This window comes from Qipengyuania rhodophyticola, assembly GCF_042493225.1.
Taxonomy (GTDB): domain Bacteria; phylum Pseudomonadota; class Alphaproteobacteria; order Sphingomonadales; family Sphingomonadaceae; genus Erythrobacter.
Window position 1 is genome coordinate 331,666 of sequence record NZ_CP170454.1, and the last position, 13,367, is coordinate 345,032.

Consider the following 13,367-nt stretch of genomic DNA (forward strand, 5'->3'; position numbering starts at 1 on the left):
CTTCGCCGCCCCAAACAAGTCTGGGAGGGGCCTAATCTGATTCCAATGTCGGAAATACCGAGTGCTCACTAGGCCGCGTTTTGGGCAAAAGCAAGCAGTGCTTGTGTGGTTCCTGGCCACCCGCGCCCTCCACCCTTCCACCCGGAGCCTACCGGGACATTATCCGGGTGGAAGGGTGGAGGGCGCGGGTGGCTCAGCTTATGATCCAGCAAACCCAAAACAACTAAAGGCTAGCCAAGGCAAAATTGCCTCACTAGCGTAGCGCGCTTGAACCGGAGCCAAGGGCTACGGACGGGAAAATTTTGGGGAATCGCCACATTATGGCTGCAAATGAAGCAGGGTCGGCAACGCTGATCGATCAAGTAACCAATGTCTCAGACTTCATCTGGGGCGGCACATGGAATGGCGAGACGCTTGGCTGGCTATCGATTGGCGGGCAGCCAATCCCGCCAATGGTCATCATCCTGCTGGGCATCGGACTGTACATCATGGTCGGTCTACGGTTTTACCCGCTGCGCAAACTTGGCAGCGCGTTCAAAGGCTTGTTTGCGGGCCGCAAGAGCGAAGGTGCTGGTGAGATTTCACCCTTCGCCGCACTCTCTACCGCGCTTTCTGGCCAAGTCGGCACTGGTAATCTGGCGGGCGTCGCAACGGCCATTGCACTGGGCGGACCCGGCGCGATTTTCTGGATGTGGATTACCGCATTGATCGGCATGGCGCTTGGCTTTGCTGAGGGCTCGCTGGCGATCCGTTACCGCGAAAAGACAAGCGACGGCGTCTATCGCGGCGGCCCGATGACATACATTATGATGGGGCTCGGGCCGAAATGGACCTGGCTTGCGATCCTGTTTTGCCTTGGCACGCTGTTCTCAGCGATGGTCACGGGCAACTCGATTCAGGCCAACGCCGTCGCGGATGGCCTCAATGAGCTGTTCGGAATTGAAGAATGGCTTGGCGGCTTGCTCGTCGCAGTGGCCGTGTTCGTCGTCATCATCGGCGGTATCAAATCCATCGGCGGCGTCGCGGAGAAGGTCATCCCGTTCATGGCAGGTGCGTATATCGTCATGGCCATCGTCGCCTTGATCCTCAACATCGCGGATATCCCCGCGACCTTCGGTTTGATATTCCACTCCGCCTTCAATCCGACCGCGGCGACAGGTGGTTTTGCCGGAGCGCTGATAATTATCGCGATCCGCGCAGGTGTTGCACGCGGGCTGTTCTCCAATGAAAGCGGCCAAGGCTCCACTCCCATCGCTCACGCCGTTGCGCAGACCAATGACCCTGAACAGCAAGGCCGGATGGCCATGCTCGGCACCTTCATTGACACCATCGTGATTTGCACCATGACGGCGCTGGTCATCCTAACGGTACAAGGCGATTTCACTGGCGGCGGAGAAGCAGTCAAGCATGCCTGGGAATCGGACCTCGAAGGCTTTGCCATGACCAGCGGCGCCTTTGCCGCAGCATTCCCATTCCAGATTTTTGGTGTCGCGCTGGGCACGTTGGTGGCCAGTATCGCGCTCATCCTGTTCGTGTTCACCACGCTGCTGACGTGGTCCTATTACGGCGAGCGGGCAATTACCTTCATCTATGACCGTATCCCCGGCTCAACACGCGGCGGCGAAAAAGTGTTGCACATGATCTGGCGCGTGCTGTGGTGCGTGGTGATTTATGTAGGTTCGACGCAGGATCTCACACTGGTGTGGCGCTTGGGCGACATCTCCAATGCCGCAATGGCGCTGCCTAACCTTGTAGCGTTGCTGTTGCTCTCAGGTGTGGTATTCGCCATCGCCAAGGGTGATAAGACGGCAGGCAAGGATCACCATGCCGATACGCCGGAAGAACCGAACGAATACTAATGCAATAATACTGAGCTCTCGGGAGAGGAGAGAACCGGGCGGCCTGTCGCAAAACCCTTTGGGGCGAGACGACGGGTCGCCCGCTTTTGTGTGGCCAGTGTTTTAGTCTGAATTTAAATGGCAGGGGCACAGAGACTCGAACTCTGGACCTTCGGTTTTGGAGACCGACGCTCTACCAACTGAGCTACGCCCCTGCATGGTCAAGCGCGCCCAACTAATGCGCGCGAGGCCGCTTGGCAAGCAGCCATTGTCTTGCCTCGCATATATGCTGTCAGCTTATGTCGCCACACAGAGGCGAAGCTGTGTTAAAGCACGCAGATGCACGCCCCCGTCGAGTCGCCGGAAATTATACCACCAGACCTGCTGTTGCTGGCTTATCGCAACGGCATCTTCCCAATGGCGGACTACCGCGATGATGAGGACGTATTCTGGGTGGAGCCGCGCGAGCGAGCGGTGTTCCCGCTCGATGAATTCCACCTTTCCAAAAGCTTGCGAAAGACCCTGCGCCAGGACCGCTATAGCGTGACCTGCGATGCTGACTTTGCCGGCGTGATCAACGCCTGCGCTCAACCGCGGGCGGTCCATGCGGAAAGCTGGATCAGCCACCGGATTGAAGCAAGCTATCTCAGCCTGCACGCAGCAGGCCATGCCCATTCGGTCGAATGCTGGCGCGGCGTGGGAGACGACAAAGAACTGATCGGCGGGCTTTACGGCGTCCGCTTTGATAGGGTCTTCTGCGGCGAATCAATGTTTTCAGAGGCCAATAACGCCAGCAAGATCGCGCTCGCCTGGCTTATCGCCAGCATGCGGCAGGCTGGATTCAAAGTGCTCGATTGCCAGTTTATGACCGACCATCTCGCCTCGCTCGGCGCGAAAGCAATGCCGCAAGCCGACTATATGAAGAAGATTGCCGAGGCTGGCGGGGAGCCAAGCCTATCGCTGCCGAAAAGCTTAGGCCGCTACGCTCAGGCCTCTTCGCCGGGGAAGCTCATCGCGCAGTCTTTGACCCAAACGTCATAGACTGGGTGCTCGACCACATTGAGCGCGGGTGAGTTTTTGAAAAGCCAGCCGGAAAAGATCCGGTCAAATTGATCAGCTTCATCAGCCCGCTCAACCAGAACTTGAACAAACGCGCCCGTTTCCTGCGGCAATTCCCATGGCGCGGTACGCTCGCACGATTGCAGACGGACAATGACATTTCCGAGCCGCTGCGTTTCGCCCGGCTTCAGCTCAATATCCTGCGAGACATTGTTACGCTTATTGAGCAAACCAATGGTCGCCACCCGCTCTTCCAGCGGGGTGCCAATAGCGGCCTCCTCGCCCGGCACTTCGGGCGGCGGCGCAGATTGCTGCAATTCTTCAGGCACCTCAGTCGAGGCTGGAACCGGCTCGCTTGGCGCACTGTCGCCGCACGCTGCCACCATTCCTGCGATAGCGGCGGTGACCACAATACGGCTGATGCGCGACCCCGTCATCTGGTCAAGCGTCCGGAGACCAAGCCTCATAATCGCCGGTCGCGCTGGCACGCTTCCCGCCTTTTTCAAGCGCGCCAGCAGGCCGATAAGCCTCAGAAGTGCCAGTGGCATTGGGCGTGTAATCCGTTTCCCAGATCTTCGCTGGCGGCAGAAAGCTCTCAGGCACGTCATCGCCGCTACCATGGAGCCAGCCATGCCATTCGGCCGGAACGCGGCTCGCGTCATTGGCGCCGTCATACATTACCCAGCGGCGCTCTTTGCCGCCATCCTTCGCCTTGGAGCGATAGTATTTATTGCCCTCGGCATCCGTGCCAACATGCTCACCATTGCGGGCAGACCACAGATATGTTCCGATGGTCGCACCATCCCACCAAGTGAATATTTTTCCGAGAAGACTCATGGGGTGAGCGGTTAGCCGATTTGACGGGAGAGGCAAAGTGTCTTTGTTGGCTTTGGCACCAGCCCACCGCCTCCCCCCTTACACCCGAATGATCTCCCGGTAGGCTCCGGGTGGAAGGATGGAGGGCGTGGGCTGGCTAAGCCACTACAAGGCAAACAATCACTCCTCCCACTGGACCAGATCGCCTGGCTCAATTCCCAGCTCTTCTGCGCGCCCGCCGCGCAGCTCAAGCACGGCGATTGCTGGTCCATCTGAGGCATAGGATTCCAGCGAATAGGGAGTTGTCATTGCGTGAATGTTGAGGATGCGACTATCGATCCCGATATAGATGATATCGAGCGGCAGCGGCGTATTCTTCATCCAGAAGCTGCGCACTTGAGGGGTTTTCGATGGGAAGATCATCCCCTCAAAATCACCGATTTCGGTGCGGAACATATAGCCCTGAGCCTGCTCTTCATCCGTCGCCGCGACTTCCACGTCAAAGCTGTGCACCTGGCCCGCCGCAGTGATGGTGAGTGGTGTCACCCGCAGCCCGGACACGGGATGGATCGCCGATCCACTCTCGCTATTCGCCGGCGCTGTGGTTGCGCTTGCCTGCGCGTCAGCCTGCGGCGAGCAAGCCGCCACAACAAGCGCGGCAAGGAGTCCTATCATCTTAGTGCTCATCAAAAATCCTCATGCTCACGCGCTTCGTCAATCCATTCCAGCAGATGCTCTTCACCGGGAGCGCTCAGCACCTGTTTGGCCTTGGCGAAATCATGACCTGCGCGGATCATCGCGGCAAGCTGCTTTTCCTCGCGTTTGCGGCGCTCATCCGGGCCAAGTGCGGCAGCCTGCACATCAAACGGGCCGAACCGGCGCTTGCGGGCCAGCGTGACAGCCGCTTTTCTCAAGGCGAGTTCGGAAACCTCCAGCTCCTCCGAAATTTCCTCGCTAATCCCCGCCTGATACAAGGCTTGCGACACCCGCCTTGCGCCATAGCCGCGAGCAAGCAAATCCGAGGATTTCGAGCGGGCATAGCCAGCATCATCGACATAGCCTTTTTCGACAAAGCTCTCGACTAAACCGGCGTAGTCAGGTGGACCCTCGCCCTCCTCTTCACCGGCGTACCCCCGCTCCCTAAGCTTACGCCGCAAATAGTCTTCAAGCTTGCCTGCCGTTGTCGCAAACCGCGCGACATAGGTGAGCGCGAGCTCCTGCAATTGCGCATCATCAAGCGGGCGACGTTTTGGACGGTGGTGCTTTTTTGTCCCCCGCCGAGGTGAGTAGGCTTGGCTCATTGGCCATATTCGTGCCACACTCTGTCTCAAATGGGAAAGATTAGTTCAGCCTTCACTATAAGTACGTGCTGAATTAAGGACTGAGGGATGCCGCAAGGCGCTGAAAAATAATAGGTTTCGCCGATTATATGACCGATGCCGTAATGACGCTGACGCCAAATGATTGCGCGCTCCCACGCCGCAGATCAGACTTTGCCACCTTTACCGACGCGATTGATTACGCCGCTCGCAGCGAAAAAGGCATGAATTTTCATGATATGCGCGGGCAATTGGAACGGGTTTATCCCTATTCTGAGATGCGCGCGGATGCGCTGGTCATGGCGCGCCAGCTCGTGGCATTTGGGATCAAGAAAGAAGACCGCGTTGCATTGATCGCGGAGACTGGCCCCGAGTTTACCGCGCTTTTTTGCGCCTGCGTCTATGTTGGCGCGTGGCCTGTTCCGCTGCCTTTGCCAACTAGTTTTGGCGGCAAGGACAGCTTCATTGACCAACTCGCCATCCAACTGAAAAGCTCTGATCCCGCCCTCTTGCTATACCCCGAAGAAATTGCCGAAATGGCCCGCAGTGCGGCTGAGAAAAGCAGCTGCGCAAGCGAAAGCTGGCAAGACTTCACCAAGCGTGAGGCGCCGGAATGCGAGCTACCTAAGGCTGATCCAGAAGACATCTGCTATTTGCAATATTCGTCCGGCTCAACGCGGTTTCCGACCGGGGTTGCCGTAACGCACAAGGCCTTGCTTCATAACCTCTATGGCCACGCTGTATCGATGAACCTCAAAGAGAATGATCGCTGCATAAGCTGGCTGCCGCTCTATCACGATATGGGTCTGGTCGGCTGCTTTCTCTCGCTCGTCGCCAACCAGTTTTCAGTCGATTACCTTAAGCCCGATGCCTTTGCGCGCAGGCCCCTCGCCTGGCTCGACATGATCAGCCGCAATCCCGGCAACACCTGTTCTTACTCGCCGACCTTTGGTTATGATATTTGCGCACGCCGCATCTCAAGCCAAACCAATGTGGCGGAGCGTTTTGACCTGTCGCGCTGGCGCATTGCGGGCAATGGCGCGGATATGATCCGCCCGGATGTCATGCAGAGCTTCGTCAACGCTTTCTCCGATGCTGGCTTCAAAGCAAGCGCATTCACGCCGAGCTATGGTCTGGCCGAGGCAGTACTCGCGGTCACTGTTATGCCCCCGGGCGAGGGGATCCGCGTTGAGCTGGTAGAGGAAGAACGCTTGTCCGGCACGCCGCGCGATATTTCGCGCCCCGCCCGTTACCGCGCGATCGTCAATTGCGGCAAAGCCCTGCCCGATATGGAAGTCGAAATTCACGACGAAAATGGTAATTCGCGCGGCGATCACCAGATCGGCAAAGTCTGGTGCCGCGGCCCCAGCGTGATGCATTCCTACTTCCGCAACGAAGAAGCGACTAGGGATTGCCTCGTCCCGAGCGACGATGAAACCAAAGGCGATTGGCTCGATACGGGCGACATGGGCTATATGGCCGATGGCTATCTGTTCATCGTCGGCCGCGCCAAAGACATGATCATCATCAATGGAAAAAACCATTGGCCGCAAGATATCGAATGGGCGGTGGAGCAGCTACCCGGCTTCAACCATGGCGACATCGCTGCGTTCTCGGTTGAAACGGATAATGGCGAAGAAGCGCCTGCTGTATTGGTGCATTGCCGCGTCTCCGACCCCGAGGAACGCGTCAAACTGCGCGATCAAATCTCGGACAAAGTGCGCTCTGTCACTGGCATGAATTGCGTGGTCGAGCTTGTTCCGCCGCGCACATTGCCGCGCACCAGCTCCGGCAAGCTGAGCCGCGCCAAAGCGAAGAAGCAGTATCTGAGCGGCGAGATTCAGCCGCTAGAGCTCGCGGCATAACAAACTGCGGCGATATCAAATTCGCCTTTGTTTAAATCACCATTTCATGCGGCGCTAAACTTAGCTACCCTTGAAACGCGTGTTTTATGCTACTAATACAGTAGTAAGGAGTTAAGCGAAGATCATGGCCACGAACGAAACCAAAACTGCAACCGCAACAGATGTAGCATTTGATCTAACCCCGCCCGATCCGGTGCCCGCTGTTGCGCCTGAAAAGGCCGCCGGTCTGGTTCCCGTTGATAGCGAGACCAAAAGCAAGTTGGAAACCAAGGTCGACGGGTTCGTCGCTGATTTGATCGCAGAAGATGCCAATTCCCCCGAGTTCGGCAAAAAGGTCGATCAGCTCACCAATATGGGCCGCAAGGAAATTATGGCGGCGGCGCAAATGTCAAACCGCTTCCTTGATCGCCCGTTGCGCGCGATGGACAAGGACGAAGGCGTTGGCGCGAACCTCGCAGAGCTCCGCCGTGTTGTCGAAGAGCTGGACCCCGGCAAGAAGGGCAAGCTGTCGGGTACGCGCAAAATCCTCGGCATCATCCCGTTTGGTAACAAGCTGACCAATTACTTCCGCAGCTATCAAAGCGCGCAGACCAATATTCAGGGCATCCTCACCAATCTCTCGAGCGGCAAGGATGAGCTGATCATGGACAATGCCGCGATTGATGTTGAGCGGCAGAAACTATGGGAGGCGATGGGCAATCTGGAGCAGATGATCCACATCTCCAACACGCTGGATGGCAAGCTGGAAGAGAAAGCGGCTGAGCTGGACGCGACTGATCCCGCCAAGGCCAAGGCCTTGCGCGAGACCGCGCTGTTCTATGTCCGTCAGCGCACGCAAGATCTGCTTACGCAAATGGCGGTTAGCGTGCAGGGGTACCTGGCGCTTGATCTAGTCAAGAAGAACAATGTTGAGCTGGTCAAAGGTGTGGACCGCGCCAGCACCACAACCGTCGGCGCGCTGCGCACTGCGGTAACGGTGGCCGAAGCAATGACCAATCAGCGGCTCGTGCTGGGGCAGATTACTGCGCTGAATGACACCACAGCAGGCATTATCGACAGCACGTCCACCATGCTGCGCGATCAGACCGGCAAGATTCACGAGCAGGCCGCTGCCAGCACTATCCCGCTAGAGACACTGCAACGCGCCTTCCAGAATATTTATGACACGATGGACGAGGTCGATGATTTCAAGGTCCGCGCGCTCGACAGCATGAAGCAGACAGTCAATGTGCTGACCGATGAGGTTGAGAAATCCAAGGGCTATATCGCGCGGGCAGAAGGCCAATCGCAAGCGCAGCAGCAAGTGCAAGAATCCAAGCTGCTTTCGCTGGATGAGTAGTCGGTATGAGTGATCTCACCAAAGACAGCGACCGCTTGATCCAAGAGGCCCGTATTGTGCGTGACGATAACCGCGCAGGCGGACGTCATCGGCGCGAAGGCTCAATTGGGCAAGGGTCAGCTGGCCTCAGGACCAAGCATTTTACCAAGAAGCTCATACAACTGGCGATAGGCTTCGTTGGAATTCTGATCGCTGCCGGTGTTGCTGGCGCGATCCTCAATGGGATCGGCTTTTGGGGCATCATGATCACCTTCTTGCTGATGGCTTTACTGTTTGGCGGCGTGATGAGCCAGAAGATCAAAGTGCCTAAGCGCGTCGACATCAATAAGGGTAATGTCCAGCAAATGGTCAGCCGTACTGAGTTGTGGCTTGAGCATCAACGCCCTGCTCTCCCACCACCAGCGGCGAAGATTGTCGAGGATATGGGCGTACAGCTTGATGCGCTTGGGCTTCAGCTTGAAGGGGTTGATCAAGGCCATCCAAAGGCCCGCGAAGTGCGCCAGCTAGTCGGCGAGCAATTGCCGGAAATGATCGATAGCTATCAAAAGATCCCCGCGCACATGCGAACCGAAGAGCGCGCTGGTTCAACGCCAGATATGCAGCTGACCCAAAGCCTCGGGAATATTAGCAAGGAAATCGACAGCATCACGCGCCAATTGGCGGAAGGCTCGCTCGATGATCTGGCGATCAAGCACCGCTATCTCGATTACAAATTTGGCGAGGGCGTTGAGAGCACTCCTGCACTGGAGAACAAAAGCTGATGCGGGTTCCGATCACACATGACCTCAGCAAAGAGGAAGTGCGCCGCCGCCTGCGCGAACGCAGTCATGAAATTGCTGACCACATTCCCGGCAATATCGCTGATGTGAATACTAGTTGGGCCGATGAGGATCACATGACCATCGGCGTGCAGGCCATGGGCCAAGGGATCGACGGCCAAGTCATCATAGAAGAGGGTCAGGTCGTGTTTGAGATCAACTTACCCCTGGCCTTGTCATTCTTTGAGCCCGCAGTTTCAAAAGCTGTCAAAGACAAGGGTCAAAAGCTGCTTGAGAGCAAGTAGCTCGGCTGACTAGCGTGGGGACGCCAGCAAAGTCCGCCCGGTAGCGGAAAAGTCAATCGAGGCCACGTCGCTTGCTTCGGCGCATTCGCCAGCGACAACCGCTTCACCGCTGACATGAACTTCGCCAGAGATCGGCAAGACCAGCAAGCCATCCCCATGCGCCTGCAAAGTCGCCGGGTCCGGCGCACCCACACAGTGATCGAGCCGGAAATACGAACCCTCGACGAGACAACATGCCTCAGTTGGGGCAACATTACGTTGGCGCGGATCGGCATAGGGCAGGCCTGAGGCAACCCGCATGCCGTCCTCCAGATGTAGCTCGCGTGGGCGCCCGTAATCGTAAAGCCGGTAAGTTATGTCGGTATTTTGCTGTACCTCAATGAGCGAAAGGCCTGGCCCTATCGCGTGCACCGTATTCGCGGGAAGGTAGAAGAAGTCGCCCGCTTTCACAGCGTGCCATTCGAGCAGATCCTCAATCGAGCCATCCAACGCGGCGGCGCGCATCGCCTCGCTGCTGATCTCCTCGCGAAACCCAATGGCGAGCGAAGCGCCCGGCTCAGCATCAAGCACAAGCCAGCATTCGTCTTTGCCGCGAACACCTTCGCCCGCCTGATTATCAGCGGGGTGAGTTTGAACCGACAATTTCTCACTGGTGAAGAGATATTTGATCAGTAGCTCATCATGCTGCGCGCTCGGTTCAAACCAGATCTCGCCAACCGGCTGGGTCAACTCGCGCGCGAACGGAGCTGGCAAGACCCGTCTGCCCCAAACCTTCTCGACGCTGCGTTGGGTCAGCTTCACTGATCAGTCGCTCCGGGTAGTTTCCCGACCTTTTGCGCGCCCTCCAGCGAAGTAACGAGCACTTCGCCGCCATCGACGATCACCACGACATTTTCCAGCCCGACTACAGAAATGCGCGGCCCATCACTCTCAGCCATCACATGTGCGCAGTCGGCAAAATCAACATTGCCCAGCGCAATATTGCCTGCCTCATCTGCATGGCCAGCGGCTTCTCGAGCCTCCATAAGCGCGTGCCAATTGCCAATATCGGACCAACCCATCGCGCCGGAGACGACCGCCGCGTGGGCCGTATTCTCCATCACTGCATAATCGATCGAATCGCCTTCAATCGCGGCAAAAACTTCGGCATTGGGGTGAATGTTGGAACCATCCTGATGCGCTTTGGCAAAGGCGTGTTCAACATGTGCCGCCATTTCTGGGCGGTGCTGGGCAAGCTCAGCGAGAAAAGCGCCTGCGCGAAACGCGAAAATGCCTGCATTCCAAACATATCCGCCCTCGGCCAGAAAAGCCTCAGCGCGTGCTAGGTCAGGTTTTTCGACAAACCGCTCAACCTCGTTGCCGGGAGAAAGGGGTTCCCCTGTTTTGATATAGCCATAACCCGTCTCGGGCGCGGTCGGGGCAATGCCAATCGACACAAGCCGGTCTTGCGATGCCAATTGAGCAGCGTCAGCCGCCGCTTCCTGAAACGCTCCCATATCCGCAATGTGATGATCGCTCGGGCATACGAGCATGATCGCATCTTCAGGCAAAGCGTGAGCTGCCAGAGCAATGGCAGGCGCGGTGTTTTTCGCCGCCGGTTCGACAATCAACCGCGCGCCATCCACGCCTGACAATTGCTCTTGAATCAGCGCCACATGCTGCGCGCCCGCCACGATAGTCGGGCTGGCAAACTTTGCGGGATCCGCAACCCGGTCGAGCCCTTGCTCGAACAAAGAGCGCTCGCCGAGTAGCTTTAGAAACGGCTTGGGCGCGGCCTTGCGGCTACGCGGCCAAAGGCGGGTCCCGCTGCCTCCGCACAGAATAATGGGGTGGATCAAAACCATGGCGCCTTAATAGGCTCACACCACCTCACTGGCGAGCGCTTTTTCATTGCAAAAACGCAGACGGGACAGCCGCTTTGCAAGTCTTAACACACGCCCACACCCTAGCAGGAGCCTCGGCAGAAATCCTGGCGCCAGCCATATTTTGCCGGGACGGGATTGCCATTTGCATCGCGCGCCGGGTTGAAGCGAATACGCTCGACCACCAACGGGCACACCAGTGCGTTGGTCGCGGGATCTGGGCCCGGCCTAGATACGCTGCACCCAGATGCCCGGCCATCAACGCCGACAGTGAACACCACGGTCACCGAGGTGCCTTCGCGCACTGAACGCCCGCCTGCTGGTATCGGAAAGTCGCGTGCCGCGTTGATCTGTCCTGAGCGAACCGATGGTTTGGTGACAGCTCCGCCTCCCTGTCCGGTGCCGCCGCGCCCGCTGCCAGTTCCCGGCCCGCTGCCCGCTGCGCCAGTGCCATCGCCGGTTTCTCGCGCACCCGACTGCGTTTCTGCACCGGTCGACGCGGCTCGCGGCATCGGCGGATCAGGCTTTAAGGTTTGCTTCGGGGTAGGCGCCGTTACAGGCTTAGGGACCGCCTCTTTACCCGGATCGCCTGCTAAACCTTCATCAGGTTCAGGTTCTTGCGGCGGCTCAGGCGGGGTCGTCACCGTGACGGTAAAGGCACTTACCACGCTACGCTGGGCCATAGTGACGGTATCTGGCACCAACGCACGGGCTAATACGTAAAGCCCGGCCACGTGTAATAGCACAATAAGTGCGATTAAAGCAGGACGAGGTTTACGCTTTCGTGCGCTAAATCGCGTCGGCATCGGTTCATTTACGGACATCGACTTCAAACCCCTCCTTAGTCCTCTGCTCTATTAGCCCAATGGCAGAACCCTAAAAAGGACTTGTTGCAAAATGACCAATCCGTCGGCGCCTTGGAGCCGTATTACTAACAGCTTATGGGGAAAGCTCAGTATCGCTGGTGCGATGGCGGCTATCTGTGCGGCTGCGGTGATGCTGGCCTTTCAATGCGTGGCGAGCATCTGGGGATGGCACCGGGTAGGCACAGGTGATGCCTCTTTCACCGTTATCTTCACCATAGCCATGATCATGGGTGCAGCCGTCTTCTGCGCTGGGCTTGGTCGACACATTGCGAGGATACTACCTGGCGCGCTCAAGGCGAACGGCGGGGCCACATGCGATGCCGTGCTCACCCCCATCAACGAAATCGATAATCAGATATCAAGCGCGCCTCCTCGCAAGCCCACCAGCGCGCCTGAACCTGACACACCCAGCGTGAAGGCTAGCGAACCTTCGCCTTTGCCTGCCACTCCGGTCAGCGCCCACTTTTCTGCCGCACAAGAGCATGACGAGGCTCCCTCTAGCTCGGCCATTTCATCGAAGTCTCCAGGCCCGCAGTATGCCCCCTACGCGCGGTTTCCCGCAGACGGACGGATCTTGCTGGCTGAGACCAATGACCATGATCGCCGCGCTATCACCTCCATGATTGGACGCTGCGGTATGGAGGTGGAGATCGCAATTGACGCAGAAAATGCTATCGAGCTGCTCCTTGCAGCCAATGAGTTCGGCGAGCCATTCGATCTCGCTCTGATCGATGCCTATATGCACCAAAGCGACGGATCTTCGGTTTGCCGGGCAGTCCGCTCTGCCGGGATTCAGGCGGAAGCAATGCCGATCATTACGCTCCTTCCTGACACGCTCATTGGTGACGCGACCAGCAGAACACCTGCCCAGAGCCAAGCGCACATATTCAAGCCTGTCATGATGGAGGATCTCGTTCGCACGCTTAATCGCTGGCTTCCGCATCGTATCGTTGAGGAGTCCACTCGCCCTATTGATGACCCCCTCGACGACCTTGATATTGATGAGGTTGAGGATGAGCTGCAACGATGGATAACCCGCCGGAGCGACGCCGTCAGTACGATTGAGCGGGCTATTGCGCATCACGCCTTCGATGGACGCAGCAGAAGGTTGCTTGCTAATGCACTACGCCAAATCGCCCGCGCCGCCGGGCTCTATGGCGAAGAGGAGTTAGGCAAGCACGCCGCCATACTCGAGCGCGCCTTACACGATGGCGACACGGCGGGTGACTGTCGCAAGCTCGCAGAAGCATTTCTCGCCGCAGCACAGCAGACCGCGGACGCATAAAAAACGGCGACCCCCAGGTTAACCCCAAGAGCCGCCGCTTGTTCTCTGATCAATC

The 13,367-nt window shown here is 57.8% G+C and carries 14 protein-coding genes and 1 tRNA gene; 7 read left to right on the forward strand and 8 right to left on the reverse strand.

Features of this window, described 5'->3' with window-relative positions; all coding sequences use genetic code 11:
* Positions 1–320: 320 nt before the first annotated feature.
* Positions 321–1,859, forward strand: coding sequence for an alanine/glycine:cation symporter family protein (locus ACFCXQ_RS01475; protein WP_379552387.1), 1,539 nt, complete (start codon positions 321–323; stop codon positions 1,857–1,859).
* A gap of 118 nt (positions 1,860–1,977) precedes the next feature.
* Here ACFCXQ_RS01475 and ACFCXQ_RS01480 read toward each other — a convergent pair.
* A tRNA-Trp gene (locus ACFCXQ_RS01480) sits at positions 1,978–2,053 on the reverse strand.
* Between the two features lie 124 nt (positions 2,054–2,177).
* Between ACFCXQ_RS01480 and aat the strand changes: the two genes are divergently transcribed.
* Positions 2,178–2,879: a leucyl/phenylalanyl-tRNA--protein transferase gene (gene aat / locus ACFCXQ_RS01485; protein WP_379552389.1), complete on the forward strand. Its 702-nt coding sequence runs from the start codon at positions 2,178–2,180 to the stop codon at positions 2,877–2,879.
* Here the strand turns inward: aat and ACFCXQ_RS01490 are convergent.
* The 4 genes from ACFCXQ_RS01490 to ACFCXQ_RS01505 form a co-directional block, all read right to left on the reverse strand.
* A complete protein-coding gene (locus tag ACFCXQ_RS01490; protein ID WP_379552391.1) occupies positions 2,825–3,364 on the reverse strand; it encodes a DUF2155 domain-containing protein in 540 nt (179 codons plus the stop codon). The genes aat and ACFCXQ_RS01490 overlap by 55 nt on opposite strands.
* Positions 3,339–3,734 carry an NADH:ubiquinone oxidoreductase subunit NDUFA12 gene (locus ACFCXQ_RS01495; protein WP_379552392.1) on the reverse strand — a complete coding sequence of 132 codons (396 nt, stop codon included), beginning with the start codon at positions 3,732–3,734 and terminating at the stop codon, positions 3,339–3,341. Before ACFCXQ_RS01495 ends, ACFCXQ_RS01490 begins: the two co-directional genes overlap by 26 nt.
* Before the next feature lie 159 nt (positions 3,735–3,893).
* The gene (locus ACFCXQ_RS01500) at positions 3,894–4,400 is read right to left on the reverse strand and encodes a DUF192 domain-containing protein (protein ID WP_379552393.1); all 507 of its coding nucleotides are present in this window, start codon (positions 4,398–4,400) and stop codon (positions 3,894–3,896) included.
* The gene (locus ACFCXQ_RS01505; RefSeq protein ID WP_379552395.1) at positions 4,400–5,014 is read right to left on the reverse strand and encodes a RecX family transcriptional regulator; all 615 of its coding nucleotides are present in this window, start codon (positions 5,012–5,014) and stop codon (positions 4,400–4,402) included. The genes ACFCXQ_RS01500 and ACFCXQ_RS01505 overlap by 1 nt, the downstream gene beginning before the upstream one ends.
* A 128-nt stretch (positions 5,015–5,142) precedes the next feature.
* Between ACFCXQ_RS01505 and ACFCXQ_RS01510 the strand changes: the two genes are divergently transcribed.
* The 4 genes from ACFCXQ_RS01510 (at position 5,143) to ACFCXQ_RS01525 (ending at position 9,299) form a co-directional block, all read left to right on the forward strand.
* Positions 5,143–6,897 (forward strand): fatty acyl-AMP ligase, encoded by a 1,755-nt coding sequence (locus tag ACFCXQ_RS01510; RefSeq protein WP_379552397.1) that lies wholly within the window; start codon positions 5,143–5,145, stop codon positions 6,895–6,897.
* Positions 6,898–7,021: 124 nt separating this feature from the next.
* Entirely contained in the window at positions 7,022–8,236 is a 1,215-nt protein-coding gene (locus ACFCXQ_RS01515; protein ID WP_379552399.1) for a toxic anion resistance protein, read from the forward strand.
* Positions 8,237–8,241: 5 nt separating this feature from the next.
* A complete protein-coding gene (locus ACFCXQ_RS01520) occupies positions 8,242–8,997 on the forward strand; it encodes a hypothetical protein (protein WP_379552401.1) in 756 nt (251 codons plus the stop codon).
* Positions 8,997–9,299, forward strand: a complete 303-nt coding sequence (locus tag ACFCXQ_RS01525) for a polyhydroxyalkanoic acid system family protein (RefSeq protein ID WP_379552403.1) — start codon at positions 8,997–8,999, stop codon at positions 9,297–9,299. The genes ACFCXQ_RS01520 and ACFCXQ_RS01525 overlap by 1 nt, the downstream gene beginning before the upstream one ends.
* A 9-nt stretch (positions 9,300–9,308) precedes the next feature.
* Here the strand turns inward: ACFCXQ_RS01525 and ACFCXQ_RS01530 are convergent, their stop codons facing one another.
* From ACFCXQ_RS01530 to ACFCXQ_RS01540, 3 genes are all read right to left on the reverse strand, one after another.
* Entirely contained in the window at positions 9,309–10,100 is a 792-nt protein-coding gene (locus ACFCXQ_RS01530) for a class I mannose-6-phosphate isomerase (RefSeq protein ID WP_379552405.1), read from the reverse strand.
* Complete coding sequence (locus tag ACFCXQ_RS01535; RefSeq protein WP_379552407.1) at positions 10,097–11,143, reverse strand: mannose-1-phosphate guanylyltransferase; 1,047 nt, start codon at positions 11,141–11,143, stop codon at positions 10,097–10,099. The genes ACFCXQ_RS01530 and ACFCXQ_RS01535 overlap by 4 nt, the downstream gene beginning before the upstream one ends.
* Before the next feature lie 101 nt (positions 11,144–11,244).
* A complete protein-coding gene (locus ACFCXQ_RS01540) occupies positions 11,245–11,844 on the reverse strand; it encodes a hypothetical protein (RefSeq protein ID WP_379552409.1) in 600 nt (199 codons plus the stop codon).
* 214 nt (positions 11,845–12,058) lie between these two features.
* Here ACFCXQ_RS01540 and ACFCXQ_RS01545 point away from each other — a divergent pair, with 214 nt between their 5' ends.
* Positions 12,059–13,312, forward strand: coding sequence for a response regulator (locus ACFCXQ_RS01545; RefSeq protein ID WP_379552411.1), 1,254 nt, complete (start codon positions 12,059–12,061; stop codon positions 13,310–13,312).
* The last annotated feature ends 55 nt before the right edge of the window (positions 13,313–13,367 follow it).